The organism is uncultured Anaerobiospirillum sp., from assembly GCF_902485895.1.
In the GTDB taxonomy this organism is placed as follows: Bacteria; Pseudomonadota; Gammaproteobacteria; order Enterobacterales; family Succinivibrionaceae; genus Anaerobiospirillum; species Anaerobiospirillum succiniciproducens.
Map to the genome: position 1 here is coordinate 80,023 of NZ_CABTML010000067.1, position 17,175 is coordinate 97,197.

The 17,175-nt window shown below is 42.9% G+C and carries 10 protein-coding genes and 1 pseudogene; 5 read left to right on the forward strand and 6 right to left on the reverse strand.

Annotation, left to right across the window (positions count from 1 at the left end; genetic code table 11):
* The first annotated feature begins 635 nt into the window (after window positions 1-635).
* From RDO37_RS05470 to RDO37_RS05485, 4 genes are all read left to right on the forward strand, one after another.
* Window positions 636-1,973 carry a UDP-glucose/GDP-mannose dehydrogenase family protein gene (locus RDO37_RS05470; protein ID WP_308498376.1) on the forward strand — a complete coding sequence of 446 codons (1,338 nt, stop codon included), beginning with the start codon at window positions 636-638 and terminating at the stop codon, window positions 1,971-1,973.
* Between the two features lie 29 nt (window positions 1,974-2,002).
* Window positions 2,003-2,977 carry an SDR family oxidoreductase gene (locus tag RDO37_RS05475; RefSeq protein WP_308498377.1) on the forward strand — a complete coding sequence of 325 codons (975 nt, stop codon included), beginning with the start codon at window positions 2,003-2,005 and terminating at the stop codon, window positions 2,975-2,977.
* A 270-nt stretch (window positions 2,978-3,247) separates the two neighbouring features.
* Window positions 3,248-4,090 (forward strand): CatB-related O-acetyltransferase, encoded by an 843-nt coding sequence (locus tag RDO37_RS05480; RefSeq protein ID WP_308498378.1) that lies wholly within the window; start codon window positions 3,248-3,250, stop codon window positions 4,088-4,090.
* 204 nt (window positions 4,091-4,294) lie between these two features.
* Window positions 4,295-4,945, forward strand: a complete 651-nt coding sequence (locus RDO37_RS05485; RefSeq protein WP_308498379.1) for a class I SAM-dependent methyltransferase — start codon at window positions 4,295-4,297, stop codon at window positions 4,943-4,945.
* Window positions 4,946-5,035: 90 nt separating this feature from the next.
* On the opposite strand, the gene RDO37_RS05490 is transcribed toward RDO37_RS05485, so the two are convergent.
* From RDO37_RS05490 to RDO37_RS05500, 3 genes are read right to left on the reverse strand one after another with little or no spacing between them, the layout of a single operon-like run.
* Window positions 5,036-6,274 carry a glycosyltransferase gene (locus RDO37_RS05490; RefSeq protein ID WP_027939750.1) on the reverse strand — a complete coding sequence of 413 codons (1,239 nt, stop codon included), beginning with the start codon at window positions 6,272-6,274 and terminating at the stop codon, window positions 5,036-5,038.
* 52 nt (window positions 6,275-6,326) lie between these two features.
* A complete protein-coding gene (locus RDO37_RS05495) occupies window positions 6,327-7,532 on the reverse strand; it encodes a glycosyltransferase (protein ID WP_027939749.1) in 1,206 nt (401 codons plus the stop codon).
* A gap of 47 nt (window positions 7,533-7,579) precedes the next feature.
* On the reverse strand, window positions 7,580-8,797 hold the full coding sequence (locus RDO37_RS05500; protein WP_281710741.1) for a glycosyltransferase: 1,218 nt from the start codon (window positions 8,795-8,797) through the stop codon (window positions 7,580-7,582).
* A gap of 2,523 nt (window positions 8,798-11,320) precedes the next feature.
* On the opposite strand from RDO37_RS05500, the gene RDO37_RS05505 reads away from it, so the two are divergent.
* Window positions 11,321-13,330: a hypothetical protein gene (locus RDO37_RS05505; RefSeq protein WP_308498380.1), complete on the forward strand. Its 2,010-nt coding sequence runs from the start codon at window positions 11,321-11,323 to the stop codon at window positions 13,328-13,330.
* Between the two features lie 125 nt (window positions 13,331-13,455).
* Here the strand turns inward: RDO37_RS05505 and RDO37_RS05510 are convergent, their stop codons facing one another.
* The 3 genes and pseudogenes from RDO37_RS05510 to pdxA form a co-directional block, all read right to left on the reverse strand.
* Window positions 13,456-14,649 (reverse strand): methyltransferase, encoded by a 1,194-nt coding sequence (locus tag RDO37_RS05510; protein WP_308498381.1) that lies wholly within the window; start codon window positions 14,647-14,649, stop codon window positions 13,456-13,458.
* 324 nt (window positions 14,650-14,973) lie between these two features.
* Window positions 14,974-15,765: pseudogene (gene rsmA, locus RDO37_RS05515) on the reverse strand (16S rRNA (adenine(1518)-N(6)/adenine(1519)-N(6))-dimethyltransferase RsmA); the annotation flags it as partial.
* 195 nt (window positions 15,766-15,960) lie between these two features.
* A complete protein-coding gene (gene pdxA, locus RDO37_RS05520; RefSeq protein ID WP_308498382.1) occupies window positions 15,961-17,067 on the reverse strand; it encodes a 4-hydroxythreonine-4-phosphate dehydrogenase PdxA in 1,107 nt (368 codons plus the stop codon).
* Window positions 17,068-17,175 lie beyond the last annotated feature (108 nt).

The window sequence follows — 17,175 nt, forward strand, 5'->3', positions numbered from 1 at the left end:
TTAGATATGCAAAATGAATCACATTGCGCTTGATAAATGCCGGCCGCTACGATGATTAGTTGGCTTAGTTGCTAATGTGTATCTTGTACAAGGGCTGCGGTGTATGGGCATTAAGTGGCATAACTTGGGCAGAGAGCTGTGGTGTATGGGCATGGACTTGTATAACTTGGGCAGAGAGCTGTGGTGTATGGGCATGGACTTGTATAACTTGGGCAGAGAGCTGTGCGGTAGTGGCTTTATAGCTAGAGCAATTAACAGAAAAGTGCCGTTTTGCAGATGCTATGTGCAATCTAATGATATGATTAAGTTTGCATCTTATGCTGCTGCCTAAAGGCTTTAGTATAAGTTAGCAGTAATTGCATTATCTTATTTTGAATACATGGCTTAGGCTGTGTATCAGCCTCCCATAGCTTTGTCTAAGTTGTCTTGATGGTGACATCATCGCAAGCGATTGTGCTTGGGGTGCTTTGAACAGTCGTATTAGGTATTTAGCATGTTGTTTTGCTCAGCACTAAGTGTTGCAGCTAAGCGCATACGTGTACCTTAAATCGTTTTAGAACAAGGTTTTATTTTGTTCTTTTTACACTTGGATGCTTGGATAAGTGTGTCTGATGGGGGCATAACTGGTGAAAATCATGAACGTTGCTATTGTTGGCACCGGCTATGTAGGACTGCCTACAGGTGTAGGTCTTGCCGAGCTTGGCCATCAGGTTATTTGCATCGACCGCGAGCTGAGCAAGATTAAGGCTCTTCAAGAGGGTAAAGTAACCCTTTATGAAGAGGGTCTTGAAGATCTTTTAAAAAAGAATTATCAAAAAGGAACCATCCGTTTTACTGATTCCATGCAAGAGGGTGTTAGTCAGGCTGATATCGTGATTTTAGCTGTAGGCACACCTCCGCATCCTGTCACTCATGAAGCTGACATGCGCTATCTCTATGCTGCAGCGACTGAGCTCTCTCCATACTTAAATGGCTATACCGTGATTGCTAATAAATCCACTGTACCAGTCGGAACTGCTGATATGGTTCAAGGACTTATTGAAAAGAGCAATAAAAACGCAGACTTTGATGTGGTCTCGCTACCAGAGTTTTTGCGTGAGGGTTATGCTGTTTACGACTTCTTTAATCCAGATCGCATCATTGTTGGTGCTGATACACAAAGAGCTAAGGACGTTATCTCTGAGCTCTATGCTCCGCTGTTAGAAAAGAGCCCTAAAACTAAAGTCTTATGCGTCAACACACGTTCAAGTGAGACTATCAAATACGCCTCCAATTCATTTTTAGCTACCAAGATTCACTTCATCAATGAGATGGCAGACTTTTGCGAAAAGACTGGTGCCGATATTTATGAAGTTGCCGCTGGTATGGGTTTAGATAAACGCATTGGTGCAGCTTTCTTAAATCCAGGCCCTGGTTTTGGTGGCTCTTGCTTCCCTAAAGATACAATGGCTATGGATTTTATGGCCCGTCAGAATGGTCTTAACATGACCATTATTCAGGCCACTATTAATGGCAATAATCAGCGCATTAATGCTATGGCCGAGCGTATTTTTAACCATCTGCCAAAGGCAGAAACTAACAGGGTAGTAGGCATTTTAGGACTGGCTTTTAAAGAAGGTACTGATGATTGTCGTACCTCGCCAGCTATTCAAATCATCTCTCAGCTTTTAGAGCAAGACTTTAATTTAACCTTACGTGTATACGATCCTCAGGCTATGGAAAACTCCAAAGAACTCTTTGGTGAAAACTTAAGCCGCATTACCTTTACCAAGTGTAAAGAAGAGGCTTGTGACGGGGCTGATGTTTTGGCGATCTTAACTGAGTGGCCAGAGTTTAGAGATCTTGATTTAAAGCAAGCTTACGAGCGTATGCGACACCATTGTATTGTCGATTGCCGTAACATGTTAAACCCTGCTCAAGCTAGGGAGCTTGGTTTTAGATACTCAGGTGTTGGCACTAGCACTACCAAGTAGTACACAGTTAGATAGCCTAAGGATTTTGCATGAATATTCTTGTAACTGGTGGCACTGGTTTTATCGGCTCTAATCTCTGCCGTGAGTTAGTTAAGCAAGGGCATCAAGTTTTTTGCTTAGATAACAACTACACTGGCTCTTTGGATAATGTCCAAGAGCTAATGGATAAGAGCGAGTTTTGCTTTATTGAGCATGATATCTGTAACCGTCTCGACTCAATAGAGAAGCTGCAGGGCGTAAAGCTTGATCGCATTTACAATCTTGCCTGTCCTGCTAGCCCTCCAGCCTATCAGGGTAAGCACTCACTTGATACCACTAAGACCTGTGTTTATGGTGCTTTTAACGTGCTTGATCTTGCTATCAAACATGATGCTGTGATCTTGCAAGCCTCCACATCGGAAGTTTATGGCGATCCTTTAGTGCATCCTCAAAAAGAAACTTACTTAGGTAACGTCAATCCAAATGGTATTCGTGCCTGTTATGATGAGGGTAAGCGTTGCGCCGAGAGTATCTTCTTTGATTACAGTCGTCATATGGGGGCTAAGATTAAAGTCATTCGTATCTTCAATACTTATGGCACCTTCATGGCTCCTGATGATGGTCGCGTGGTCTCAAACTTCATCTGCCAAGCTTTAGAGGGTAAGGATATTACTATCTATGGCGATGGCTCACAGACAAGATCTTTTTGCTTTGTAGACGATCTCGTACGTGGCATCATTGCCATGATGGAGTCTGACACCTCCTTTACTGGTCCTGTAAACTTAGGTAACCCTGGCGAGTTCACGATTAAAGAGCTAGCTGAGAAGGTAGTTGCCAAGATCGATACTCCATCGAAGGTGGTGTATAAAGATCTGCCGTCTGATGATCCTAAGGTTCGTCGTCCAGACATTGCTTTGGCCAAAGAAAAGCTTGGATGGGAGCCAGTTATTAAGCTTGATGAAGGCTTAGATAAATCCATTGCCTACTTCAAGCAAAAGCTTGTAAAGTTAGGCCGCATCAAATAGGTGGCATTTGCACGCAGGCTTTTGTCCTTTTTATGGCAGCAAGAGCCTTAGCTAATCCATTACTAAACAGGCACCCAAGGAGGTGCCTTTATTTTGGGCTCCACAAAAGGTGACTTACTGGCCCAATCTTGGGGATAACTCGCTATAAAAGACTTATTTAGTTGAGGCTAGTAGGTTATGGATTCTTATAAATGTTATGTTAATAGCGCTATATGTGCATAATGATGGGCAACATAGATAACGCTCAGCGAGCATCATTTTGGGGATAGCATGTTATTAAAGTCATCTACAGCAACTACATTGCATCCAAGCGTGTGCCAACAGCTTGCAAGTGAAGGATTAGGTATCAAGCCTAATGTGATGCTCTCAAGAAACTTCATGTTTAATGGTGCTGTCCATGTTGAAGGGCCAAGTAAGCTATTTAGAGCGAAGATTGATTGCTACTCATATGTGCAGTTTGACTGCACCATCACGACTTCTAGCATAGGTCGCTATTGTTCGATCGCACATGGCGTAGAAATGGGAATGGGTATCCATAAGACCGATTGCGCTACTACTTCGGTTGCTCTTTTCAACAATCGCTATTTTCAGAGTTTTTCTGGCCCCATTGAGAGCTTGCCTAAGTGGAAACTCGATCTAGGTGAGGAGACTTCGTCAGCTCAGATTGGTAATGATGTATGGATTGGAGCGCATGTGCTCATTCCTGCTAATTGCAAGATTGGTCATGGTGCTGTAATCGGTGCAGGAAGCGTGGTGACAGGCGATGTGCCGTCTTATGCAGTGGTGGCTGGTAACAATGTCGTTGATGATAATGGTAAAGTTTCAAGCATGCGAATTGCAAAGTATCGTTTCACAGATGAGATCATAGCTGATCTTTTAGATCTCAACTGGTGGGATTATGACCTGCCTAAGTGGGTAGCAAAAGGCCACAAGGTTCCATACGAGAATATTGACGATTTCATCAGCTATATGCGCAATGAGGACTTAAGTGAGTGCCCTCGTATCGTGGATGATTGGAAGATGCTCTTCATACAAGACAAGGAAAATGTCCGTATCTTGAATGTTGCTAAGGACACCTCACAAGACTTTACGAACCTTAACATTGAAGAGTAAGTAAGCTTGTGTGTCCTTAAGATCTTGGTGCAAAGTGCAAAATGTGAGTTGAGAGCTTAGCTAATTAGTCTGCAAGGGGTACAATGGCTCACTTAATTGAGGCCTACTAGGCTTTGTTAGCTCATTAGCCTAGGGCTTAATTGGCATAAGGCTTTATTGTCCTTAATTCTTTGTGTGGCTGTAAAACTTGGCAAAACGATAGCTATGAACTTTTCTATTTCAGACCTCAATAATTTCAACACACTTTTCGTGGGTACTAAGCAAGACGCTGAGATTAATAATATGGGTGGTAATCTCTTCTTTGGAGATCCGTCTTCATATTCACCAAAGGTGCTTGATTATGTGATGAAGCGCTTTAGCATCCGTAGTGTACTTGATGTTGGTGCAGGTCTAGGCGATGTTTCGTCTTATATCCATAATACTTATCATGTGCCAGTCATTGGCATGGAAGGCTTAGACTTTAACGTTGCCAATGCTCGCTATCCACTTTGCCAGCATGATCTGACCACTGGCCCTTTTAAGTGTGGCCCAGTTGATCTTTGCGTTTCTGTTGAGGTAGCAGAGCACATTGATCCTAAATATGTTGATAACTATATCGATACTTTAGTGCATGGTAAGTACATTCTTATGACCCATGCGCTACCTGGTGAAAATGGTGATTTTCATGTCAATGAGCAGCCATCAGAATATTGGGTGGAGAAGCTAAAAGAGCGTGGCTACGGTCTGTTAACCTTAGACACCATAATACTTAGGAAATTGGCTGCATCAGAAGAGCACGTTCAGACTTACTATGCTAAAAGCGGTCTTTTATTTGGCAGACTGCCAGTTAAGCTTGAGTCAGAGATAGCAAAATAGAAAGCAGCACTCATACAGCTGCATCCAGAATTCAAAAAAGGCGACCTAATGTCGCCTTTTTTCACTTGCTAAGAGCAATGGTTAAATTGCTTAGATTAAGCTTCCATTACGCAGCAGCTGTGGGTTATTACCAGCACACTTGTCAAAGAGTGGCTTTAAGGTAGCAGCTAAACGATTAGCTGAGTAGTTAATGTTATAGCGCTTAGCTACATCTGCAGTACGGTTAGTAAAGTCTTCAGTTAAGATGATCTGCAGACCCTTGTAGAAGTTAGCTAAGTCCTCAGCTGCAGGAGCCATGTAGTGGTTGTTTAAGCAGTACTCAGGGATCTCAACTAAGACACCGGCCTCACCAATGGATTCTGCTAAACCAGTCTGATTGGTAGCTAATACAGGAACACCGTAGGTAATAGCTTCACGAGAGATGTTATTAATGCTCTCGAAAGATAAGGATGGCACCATCAGCACCTTGGTTGACTCAAAGAGCTCAGCATCAGTTACCTCAGGGCCTAAAACAAAGATCTTGCTTAATGCAGCCTTAGTAAATGGGGCCTTGTTAGGGTTAGCCTTATCCTTTAAAAGAGCTACTTGCTCGGTAAATTGACCAGCATAAGACTCACGCACTGCAAACTTTAAGTTGCGAGCTTGAGCTGGTACATTTTGCGATAAGCGCAGGAAGATACCTAAGCCCTTATCTACGGTTGGCTCGACCATGGTAATGAACTTTTTGTTGCTTGGGTCGTGCTCAACCTTGCCGCCAAAAGCCAGTGGACCAGTAACTTCAGTAAAGGATCCTGTTACCACACTGTTGATACGGTGCTTAGTTGCATAGAGGTTTGAGGTAGCAGCGCTATCAGTTACAACCAGATCGATGTTAGGGAAGTTAAAACGAGCTGGAGTACCATCAAGCAGGGTATAGGTAGTAGGCAGACCGCGACGACGTGCCTCATCAAAGCACACCATAGAGAGCATGTCAGTACCTGAGCCCATTACTACATCTGGTCTGAAAGCATTGATAATGGCGCAGAACTTAGCGTAAAAATTACGCTGCTCTTGGGAGATCATATCGCCAAGCTTACGGGACTTAGTGCGGATGTAGATGAACTTAATACCGTTGTCCTCGAGGTTAAAGGAGGTCTCATTGCCCTTTAACTTGTCATCAAGGTCGGTGAACATAGAAGTGCCGCTTTCATTTAAGAAGTTTAAAGCACTTAAGCCGATGATTTCGATACCACGTGCCTTTAAAGAAAGCAGCATGTTACGCATCTGAGCGGCTGATGGATTAGAAGAATCGTGAACGCTTAAAGGGCTGACCCAAAGTAGTTTTGGCATAGTAGTATTTTCCAGATGATACGTGGGTAACAAGGCAAACTAAAAGAGCCAGTTACTTCAGGTAATAAAGTGGGTTATCGCAACCGCTTTCGTTGATAAGCGGACGGAATGCTTGCAATGTACGCTCTAAAGCTCGCTCAGGAGATAAGGTTACCTTAGCTTCCTTGAACTTTTCAGAGTAGTCAGACTCAAGCGCTTTCTTTAAAGCATCAACCCATGGACGAATTTCCTCATCGGTTGGGATGCTTAAGTGGTCATCCACGCAGTGCTGTGGAGCCTCAAGAATTTCACCGCAACCTGCCATACCTTCAGCAAGACCGCCAGAGGTTGAACATACAACAGGGATTTCATTAATCACAGCCTCTGAGGTTACACGACCCCATGACTCATACCACAGTGATGGAGCTAACAGAGCTTTGGTGATTGCGTACACAGGACGCATATCCTTTTGACTTCCTGTGATATCCACATTAGAAAAGTCAGTAGGCTTGAATGGGTGAACGTCGCTCTTGTCTTTCTCGTGCAGCATAGAGACCATTTGAGCAAAGTTACCACGGGTGTTGATAACGAGGAACTTTAAGTCAGGCAGCTCTTCTTTGCACACTACAGCAAGCTTAGCAAAGATCGCTAAACCCTTTGCTGGAGATGGGTTGATGAAAGTTACGTACTTAGGATCACGCTGAGCACTGATGTAGCTGTCAAAGTTGAAGAAAGCACCAGTTGCTACAACATTGATGTGATCACGACGAGCATATAAGTTTGAAGTTGCCTGTGAGTCAGTAACTACAAGATCGTAGTTAGAGAAGGCAAAGTTACCGTGGTTGCCATTTACTAAGGTATAGACGGTCTTAATACCACGACGGCGGGCCTCAGCAAAACAAGTAAGTGAGGTCATACCAGGGCAATAGCCAATCACGATATCTGGCTTAAATTCATCTAAGACGTCTAAGAAAGTTTCGTACAGAAGCTGACCTTCAGCTAAAGTAAATTCCATCTCACGGCGGGAATCACAACGAGTGTAGATGTAGTGAATACCATTATCGTCAAGAATGAAAGTCTTATGATTATCTTCTTTAAGCTTCTTGTCTAAGTCGCCAAAAACAATGGAGCCAGAGATATTATCAAAGATGAATGAAGCGCAGGACCATACTTCAAAGCCATTTTTAGCTAAGGCTTCGAGCATGGTTTTGCAATTTACAGATGCTCCTGATGATACATCGTGCAAGCTATATGGAGACATCCAAAGAATTTTAGGCATTATGTAATCCTATTAAGTCGGCAGCTGTCCTTTTGGACGATGATCACTTAGAGATCTGGCTGAGAGAAGTTGAAGTGAGCACGGTCACGCTCACGACGCTCTATGTAAGGTTTTAAGATTTCTACAACCTTATCCAGGCTCTTATCAATAGAAAGGGTCTCGGCTGCAGCTTTAAACTTATCACTCATATCCTCAGTTAACAGACGCTCAAAGGCATCAAACCAAGGTTGCATTTCCTCATCATCAGGAATGGATAAGTTGTCATCAACACAGTGCTGAGGTGGATCAATACAGATACCAGCACCAGCAGAGGCCTCAGGTAAACCACCAGAGGTAGTTGAGAGTACAGGGATGTTATTAAGCACTGCTTCAGTAGCGACACGGCCCCATGACTCCCACCAAAGAGATGGTGCGATCAGCATACGAGTAACTCCATAGACTGAACGCATATTGTTAGTGCTAGGAGTCATATCGATGTTATTGAAGTCCTCAGGCTTGAATGGGTGTTCATCCTTATTGCCCTTGGTATGCAGATATTGCACATTCTCAGCAAAATTACCGCGAGAGTTAACCACTAAGAAGCGCAGTTCAGGATGTTTTTCGCCTGCCCATTTAGCAATGCGGGCAAAAATTGATAAGCCCTTCTCAAAGCTAGGGTTAACAAAAGTGATGTATTTAGGCTCGTGGGTAGGAGCTATGATCTTCTCACTCTCAAAGATCTCGCTAGTTGGGATCATACGGATACGATCACGCACATAGTAGAGCTTTTCAGAGGCTCTTGAGTCGGTGAGGATGATATCAATATCAGGGAATGAGTAATTACCATGATTACCGTTTAATACAGGGTAAATGGTGTAGATACCACGTCGCTTAGCCTCAGCAAAACATGTCATCGAGACCATGCTAGTGCCAAAAGCCATAACAAAGTCTGGACGGAAACGATCTAAAACCTCGCAGAACACATTGAAGAACAAATCCATGTCATCTAATGTTTGTTCATGCTCGTAGGTTGAGGAGCAACGGGTGTAGATATAGTGAATACCCTGATCATCAAGCTCAAACACTTTCTTGTTTGACTTGGCCAGAGTTTCTTGAAGATTGTTAAAGAGTCTAGCGCCTGTTGGAACATCAAAGATAAATGATGCACAGGACATCACCTCAAAGCCGCGTTTTACTAAACCCTCAAGAACTGTTTTGCAGTGAATGGATGCTCCTGAGGACAAGTCGTGCAAGCTGTACGGAGATATCCATAGAATTTTAGGCATATGTCGCAATCCTTTTATCGGGCAAATGCATGCACCACAATACACAAACTTAAATATATCTACATGGTGTAAAGGCCATTAGCTTCAAAGATACGACAGCTTTTGGCGGTATTTTGATAGCAATGGGCAAGATCAGTTATTTAGTATGGATAGCTTGGCGATCGTCACTTGCAGCTTAAGAGTGTTGCGGCTTTCTTTTAGCTGAAAGTGCCTAAGTTAACGTGATCTTGTTGGTACACATGTATTGTTAGTGCACTTTAATGCCTGATGAGCAGCATAAGAAGATGCTTTTGTAACAACGCAATATTCTAGCAAATATCAGGCTTTTAGGCTTAGTTTTAGACGCGTTTGCACTCACATTAACGCAAAAACAGTATCTCTCAGCCATGATTTTGTAACCTCAAGTCACTAGTTAACACAATCTTCTTAACTAAGCTGAATGAACTATAAGCATCAAGCATGAAAGATTGGCAGCACTCGAGATCATTATCAGCCCCCACGCTCACAGGATGCCAGTGGGCAGCACTCGAGATCATTATCAGCCCAGAGCTCACAGGATGGCAGCGGGTAGCACCTAAGATTATCGTCAGTCCCGCGCTCACAGGATGCATAGTGGGCAGCACTCGAGATCATCGTCAGTCCCGCGCTCACAGGATGCACAGTGGGCAGCATTTAAGATCATCGTTAAACCCAAGAACACTAGATGCCAGTGGGCAGCACTCAAGATCATCGTTAAACCAAAGAACACGGATGCCAGTGGGCTGTTCTTGAGATCGTCGTTAAGCCTAAGATCACTGTATGCACGGTTGGCAGCGCTAAGGATCGTCGTTAGCTTAGTGATGAAGAGTTGTTGGACTTAGAGTTCATCTTAATTTAACGACTAACGACGCTCTAATAGGAAATAGTGTTGGGTTATGCATAGATCATTTTTGAGTGTGTTGAGTGGTGAAAGTTGATCTAAGAGGGCGTGTTTTTGAGTAGTAAAAAATACTAAAAGTGATCGACTTTTAATGATTGCTACTGTGCTATCAAATGTATGTTTTATTGAGTAAAAATGCTTGTATATCAGCTTTGATAGAAAAGTGTGACGTTGCTGGCAATTTAAGATCTATAAGAAAAAGAATAAAACTACATAAAACTGCTATTTTGCAAGCATTACAATCTCTAAGGTTAATTAGGCTTTAATTGTGTGCAAAGCTCCTGTTAAGTGCAATATATCAATGGCAAATGGTTTGTGTTGTGTAAAGCTCATCTTGTATAAAAAGAACACTAAATTGATTTTTTAATTTGAGAGATCAGCACCTAAAAGCTTAAAAATGTAATAACTAGGATGTTTCATTCAGAACACAGATCAAAGCCTTATGCCATCTTGCTTTACTCAAGTTTTTTCCATATGAACACATCTCAGTTTTGAGATATCTTCTTATCTAGGTAACTCAACCTAGATATAATTTCCCCGACGTTGTTGAGTGCCCCTGAGCCCTGCATTGTTTGGGCAGTTTTACTGCTCTAAAACGATAACGCTGTAGATCTGCAGACCCTTGCTAGATTTTGTCCTCCTGCCACGCCTTGCTGTGCGACAGAAGAGCGATTCAGCATCCGAAACTCGAATCTTCTTAGCTAAAACGTACAGCACAGGTTAAGCACCCATCAATCTTAACTGTCATCGCATTTACCTTGGTTTATAAGTACTAGCTTTGCTTGAGTGCTTACAAAGCCATTTAAAAAAGTGTTATCCGTTTACATAAGCGATCGACGATTAGTCAGCCCAAGCTCATAAACAACTAGTGCACTTTTAACTTAGTATTATGAGTTTTGCATCAATACATGTTGGCTTTGCTTACATGTTATTGATGTTGCCAAAATCATTGGTAAAGCAATCCGTTCTGCCTGCCATGATGTAAGTTAAGACAAATTTAAATCTCCACTGTAGACAGGTGTGGCGTTCTTATTTGACGCCGCATCTGTTATGGATACGGGCATTGTTTTGTCTTAAATTTAAGTACAACACTGTATAAGACTTGTTCAATTCAATACAAAAGGGTAATAGCGCTGTAGTTGCTAACTCTAGTGTTTGTATTAGCAAAATCCTGGTAGACAAATTTAATCCTGGTTGATGATCTTAGTATTTGCATATTGCATATGCATGCTATTTATCAAGGCGAAGCTCTTATTTAAAGCGCTGTCTTTAAGTATTGCTATGCCTACTGTGTAGTTGTATGCATAGGCTGCTTGTAACTGAAGCCCTTTTGTCTAAATTTTTGAGTACATGTCCATGAGCTTGTAAGGTATGGATCTAACTTATAAGTTCGTTGGCTAATGCAGCAAAATCCTAATGCGTTAACAGACCGTAATCCTGCCTATGGGTGTGCTTAGAAGCACTTAGATTCACACTAGAGCTCGTCTCTTAAAAATTTAAGTGAGTACATCAAGGAAGAGTAAGTCACCTTTAGTGACACCACAGCAATCAATAGCATTGCCACAACACAACCTGAACTACAGGATCAAACTAGGGGCTGTTTTATGGGAATAATACAATCAGTCTGCCAAGGCTCTTTGCAGGTACCAAAAACATTTATCTCTGACTATCACGTTGATATTCTCTTAGAGTCCGTATTAGGTCTCGAAAATCAAGATATTGCTATCATCGAGCATTGTTCTCCCCATCAAGTAGATGAGGTCTTTGACCAATGCAATCATTTTATTGCTCACGAATTAGTAGACTTCAGTTCTACTAACTCACTGGCAAAGGATTCCTCTTTAGACCACATCTTTGATGTCTTTGGCGATAGCTCTCAGATCGCCTGCTATGCAACCTTAAAGCACCACGACATTAAGAAGTGTATGGAGGAGTACTTAAATGATCTGCAATCTCAAGAAGATGCTATGAAGGCAAGTGAATCTGACGAGGTAGGATCAAAGGGCAAAGCCTCTAAGGGAGCAAAAAAAGCTATTGATACTAAGCGTGTAAAGGCCGCTAAAAGGTCTTTTACTTTAGATCTTGAGGGCGATAGTTTAACTACTGATGATACTTTCAAAGTAGATACAGAAAAGATTGAGCATAAATCTTGGTTTTTTAATACCGAATCTCAAACCATCAAAAACCTTGATGAGCTCAAGAGCAAGTGTTGTTCACATTTAAATGAAGTGCTTCATAAGTATTGTGAATACCGTCATTGCAGCACTATTGAAGAGCAGCTGAAGAACGAGTGTTATTTACTCGATGTTATACCGGCAAACAGTGTGTTTGAGCCTCAAAAAGCAGTGCATAGTCGTTTTGTAAAATACACTCACTGGGATAATCACACTCCTTATCAGTCTAACGGCTCTGTAGTTTTAGACATGTATTCTGCCTTAGATACTAACAAGGCAAGCGATGAGCAGCCTTGTATCAATGATATTGATAGGCAGTATATTTACGAGCACATCCGCTCTATAAGAGACGAAGCACAACAAGAGCTCGAGCGTATCAGCGCTAAGAGAAGAAGGACACGTCATTGTCATGGCGGAAAATACTCTATTAGTGCCGAAGTACAGCGTGAGATAGACCGCATCAGCGCTCTAGGCGATGAATTACAACACGAACTAGAGCGTATTAGCGCGTTAAGACATGGTGTAGAAAATGGGCAGAATTGCTCAATGGTTACATCCGATTTACATGAGCACGCACAAGATAGCCTCCACTCATCTAGCAACATTGAGCTATCTAAAGTCAAGAGCCATGGCTTTGCACAAGTTGCATCTGATCTAGAGTTAGATGACTTTAGCAGTGCAGGTGATGCATATGATTTAAATCTAGACTGTATTGGCCTTGCAGATGATACATCTGATCGTATGTTAGATGAGCTTAGCTGTGCGGGCGATGCATCTGAGAACGAGCTAGATAACCTTAGCTTCATAAGCGAAGAAGAGGTGAGTAAGGATGAGCAAAGCTTAGTTTCCTCACAGTACAATAAGGTTGCCAAAGATAACAGCCATGAAGCTGATAGTTGCCATAGTGCTGATAGCATCCATGAGGCTGATAGCAGCTGTGGTGCTGATAGTAGCTATGAGTCTGATTGTAGCCATGGTGCTGATTGCAGCCACGAGGCTGCAAGCCGCGATCTTGGCGCTGATGAAGCTGTAGATAATGTGAAGAGCGGTACTTGTTCAACTAAGCGCTGCGCTTTTCAAAATACCGATATAGATGCCATCTTAGCTAACGATCATGGATTAGCTTCAAATGGTGGTGCGCAATGTGCGAGTAAAAAGCAAGCTAGCAAGAATGCTAAGGCAATGCTTGAAGACAAGTCATTAACCAATAGCACAAAAGCTCCAATTTTCTTGGACAAGCCTGAGCGCATTAAGTCAAGCGAAGAGCTTGAGCGCTTTAACTCACTTGAAGAGCTCATACAATACAAGAAGAGCTCTGAGCATCGACGTGTCAAAATGCGACTGCGTCATTTTGTAAGCGATGAGCGCTATCAGTACTTTGCTGAATGTTCTAATGTAAAGCGAGGTTTTGAGAAAGGATCTAGTTCTAACAAAGAATAGTAGAACCACAAAAGTATCATGACTTTTTCAAGCTTATCGTTGGCGTACGTAGACTGTCTTGAGCAAAGTTATGATCAAAAACGGCGCTGTATTAGCGCCGTTTTTGGGTAATGACTGTACTAGCCTTAATTATTCCAAGCTTTAAAGACAGTAAACTTGGTGGTAGCTGCAATGATCTCTACATTATCAAAAGCCTCGTTAAGCGGCTCTTCATAGTGTAGTGCAGTGTTACCAACTAAGTAGAGCACACCATCTGAAGTGAGGCTCTCTTTAGCTTGGGCAATCATATTAATAGTTTGGGCTGTAGTGCGATTAATACCCTGATGGAATGGAGGGTTAGTTGCAATGATGTTAAAGCGACCGCCTGGCACATTGATGCTAGCACGCTCTAAATCGTCAGCCTTTGGCAGCATGTCGGAGGCTAATACCTTTAGATCAAGACCATTGAGCTTGGCATTGGCTGCAGTGCAGTTTAATGCAGTAGCACTAATGTCTGAGCAGATGACATTTTTGTAGCCACGTGCTGCTAAAGATAAGCCAATAATGCCAGAGCCGCAGCCTAAGTCTAGAACGTAGTGAGCTGCATGATCCTTTGGTGTTGGTAAGCTCTTAAGATCAGCATTGCTCAGATCTTCAAGCTCTTTTGCATCAGCTACTTTATCCATACCGCTAAGATCACGGTGCATGGCGTTAAGTAATAAGTGCGTGCCTCTATCAAGTTCACCTTGGCTAAAGAGACCATGATTTTGCTTAAGGGTAAGGCCGCCGAATTTCACATCTGAAAGTGCCTTGGAGTCCTTAAACTGTGCACCCTCATTGAGGTTAGCTGCAAATACAGTGCACTTACGAGCAGTATCTACTTTAAATACCTGAGCTACATCTTTAACCAAAGAATCGCCACTCTTGCCTCCAATAGCATTTGCACCCATTAATAGGATTTGTACCTGTGGGTTAATGTAAGGCATGAGGCAGTGCAGAATCTTTTGGCTCAGACTCTTAGTCTTATTTAAGAACAGCACTATGGTGTCAACTGCTTCAAGATGGCCTTTAATACGCTCATCGCCATAGTCAGAGAAGATCACGCTCACGTGACGCTTTGAGGCTACCTCAAAGTCACTGTTACCGAGCTTGATGCCCATCATGGCACTCATACCCTGTGCAATTGGGTAGTTATCAGTGATGACATAGGCCTTTTCGGTCTTAATCAGAGAATTGAGCAGCTGTAGTGACGGAATCTGGCCGCACAGCAGAACTTTCTTGTGTTCCCAGTAGTTACTATTACGCTCAAAAACCTCAGCTAGAGGATTATCTGCCTTCATAAAAAACTCCCAGGATTACAGATCGGCGTTGATGTCGTTAAAGTCGATATCCTCAAACTTACGAGGACGCTTTTTCTGAGCTTTCTTTAAGATGCTGCGCTCTTTGGCGGTCAGTGGTTTGCCAGTGCTTTGAGCGGCCTCTGATGAGCCATGTTCAAGCATATTATCTTCACTAGAGGCATCTTGTGCGCTCTTTTTATCATTATCACCAGCATCAGTATCTTTGCAGTCTACATCTGCTTGTACAGCTGTGAGCTTAGCAATACGCTTTTCTTTTTTGAGCTGGGTTTGCATCTCTTCTTGAGCAATAAGCTCTTCTAAAGTACGCTTGCTCTTTAAGAGTTTAGCTAGCTCCACATAGGTTGACAGCGGCAGGTCTTCAGCGCGTGCTTGAAGATCAATGCCAATTGCACTTAGCTCTTCTGCCTCAAAAAGAGGTGCCATGGAGTTACGAATGGTCTTACGACGGGCAGCAAAAGCGGTAGTAGTAATCTTATTTAAGAATGGAGAGAGTGCACGCTCTTCATCAGTAAGTGGCTTTGGCTTTAAGCGTACTACTGCAGACATCACCTTTGGAGGTGGGATAAAGGCTGATGGTGGCACAGTAAGTACAGGGATGACCTGAGCATGGAACTGAGCCATGACTGTAAGACGGCCATAGTCTTTATTGCCTGGACCTGCAGCTAAACGCTCTACTACTTCCTTTTGCAGCATGAAGTGCATATCAACAATGCCTGGGAAGCTTAAGAGGTGGAAAATGAGCGGACTAGTAATGTTGTAAGGCAGGTTGCCAAACACGCGTAACTTGCCTGCACCAGGTAACTTAGTGAAGTCTACCTTGAGTGCATCCGACTCAATTAAGGTCAGTCCCTTTAAGAAAGGATCGTGGCGTAAACGCTCAGCTAAGTCTCGGTCAAGTTCAATGGCAGTTAAAGCCTTGGCTCTTTCGATAACAGGGCGGGTTAAAGCCGCATGACCTGGACCGATTTCAACGAGATAATCACCTTCCTTTGGGTTAATGGAGTCCACGATTGAGTTGATAATGTGGTCGTTAACCAGGAAGTTTTGTCCAAAACGCTTACGCGCTTTCATATGTGGAGGTGGGATTATTGCCATGAAATCGTTCTCGATGTCATTTAAAGAAAGGACTTGCCCTTACTTAAGGGCAATGATTTGTCCCGAATTATACCAACAAGATCACACTTTTTAGCATAGATAAGCGCATTAGAGGGTAATTACCTAGCAATCATCCTTGGCAAAGCTAAGTATCATGCCCTCTAAGCGCAAGTTAGTATGATGTTAGTTTAGGTTCTATTGGCCCTTGTGACGATGGTTGGCCATATAGATAGCAAGGCTGACAGCGCTCAAAAGTGAACCTTCATCAGCGATGGCCTTACCTGCTAAATCACAGGCGGTGCCATGATCTACAGAGGTTCTGATAAATGGAAGGCCTAAGGTAGTGTTATAGCCCTCATCAAAGCCTGCATATTTAAGGACTGGTAAGCCTTGATCGTGGTACATGCTAAGGATAGCTGCAGCTTTGTCTAAGTACTTCTTTTGGAAGAGAGTATCTGCAGGTAGTGGACCGATGAGATTGTAATTGCCGGTGGCGTTTAAGCTCTCAATAACTGGAGAGATAGTCTCAATCTCTTCCATGCCTAAGGTGCCATCTTCACCTGCATGTGGGTTGAGGCCGCATACATAGATTTGAGGAGAGGCAAAACCCATATGGGCTTTAAGATCGTGGTGCAAGATGCTGATAATGTTAGTAAGTTTCTCTTTAGTAATAGCTTCACTGACATTGTTTAAAGGCAGGTGAGTAGTAACTAAAGCCACATTCATCTTAGAACAACCAAGCATCATAACCACTTCGTTGCAATGACACTTCTCCTGCAGATATTCGGTATGTCCGGTAAACTCGATACCAGTTTTTGCAATGATGCTTTTAGAGATTGGGGCTGTTACCATGGCATCGCACAGACCGCTTAAGCACAGCTCGATGGCTCTATCTAAAGTAGCAAGCACATATGGTGAGTTGCGCTCATCTTGCCTTCCTGCTATCGATGGAGTGCCAAGTTCAATATTCAGGCAACTTAAATGTCCTAAGCCAGTGTCATCTGGGCCTGATGGGACAAACTCATCTTCCTTAAAGTCATGGAGAATAAAGTCGTTACCAAAGAGCTTCATGCGCTCTTCAAGTAAAGCCTTGTTACCAATCAGTACTAACTCAACTTGAGACTGGGCTATTTCATCTGAACTTAAACCACCCTCTTCAACTGAAGCACAACGTGCATGCAGAGGTAGTGTAGCTGCATGGTAACGACTAAGATGGTACATAAGTTCAGGACCAACACCAGCTGGCTCACCAGTGGTGATGGCAATACGCATTTGCTTGCTCTTTGAATTAGTATCCGACATGGTTATCCATCCATTTTGCATTAACAATCGATAAGCTAGTGTAATCCACAGCACGGTAATTTGCTGTTAATGAGCCACAAACGTGCGCTCATCATCTTCGCTCACTAC

What these genes read in the sequence shown, in the direction of transcription:
- RDO37_RS05470 (WP_308498376.1), top strand. Translation starts at nt 636, where the DNA reads ATGAACGTTGCTATTGTTGGCACCGGCTATGTAGGACTGCCTACAGGT.
- RDO37_RS05475 (WP_308498377.1), top strand. Translation starts at nt 2,003, where the DNA reads ATGAATATTCTTGTAACTGGTGGCACTGGTTTTATCGGCTCTAATCTC.
- RDO37_RS05480 (WP_308498378.1), top strand. Translation starts at nt 3,248, where the DNA reads ATGTTATTAAAGTCATCTACAGCAACTACATTGCATCCAAGCGTGTGC.
- RDO37_RS05485 (WP_308498379.1), top strand. Translation starts at nt 4,295, where the DNA reads ATGAACTTTTCTATTTCAGACCTCAATAATTTCAACACACTTTTCGTG.
- RDO37_RS05490 (WP_027939750.1), bottom strand. Translation starts at nt 6,274, where the DNA reads ATGCCAAAACTACTTTGGGTCAGCCCTTTAAGCGTTCACGATTCTTCT.
- RDO37_RS05495 (WP_027939749.1), bottom strand. Translation starts at nt 7,532, where the DNA reads ATGCCTAAAATTCTTTGGATGTCTCCATATAGCTTGCACGATGTATCA.
- RDO37_RS05500 (WP_281710741.1), bottom strand. Translation starts at nt 8,797, where the DNA reads ATGCCTAAAATTCTATGGATATCTCCGTACAGCTTGCACGACTTGTCC.
- RDO37_RS05505 (WP_308498380.1), top strand. Translation starts at nt 11,321, where the DNA reads ATGGGAATAATACAATCAGTCTGCCAAGGCTCTTTGCAGGTACCAAAA.
- RDO37_RS05510 (WP_308498381.1), bottom strand. Translation starts at nt 14,649, where the DNA reads ATGAAGGCAGATAATCCTCTAGCTGAGGTTTTTGAGCGTAATAGTAAC.
- pdxA (WP_308498382.1), bottom strand. Translation starts at nt 17,067, where the DNA reads ATGTCGGATACTAATTCAAAGAGCAAGCAAATGCGTATTGCCATCACC.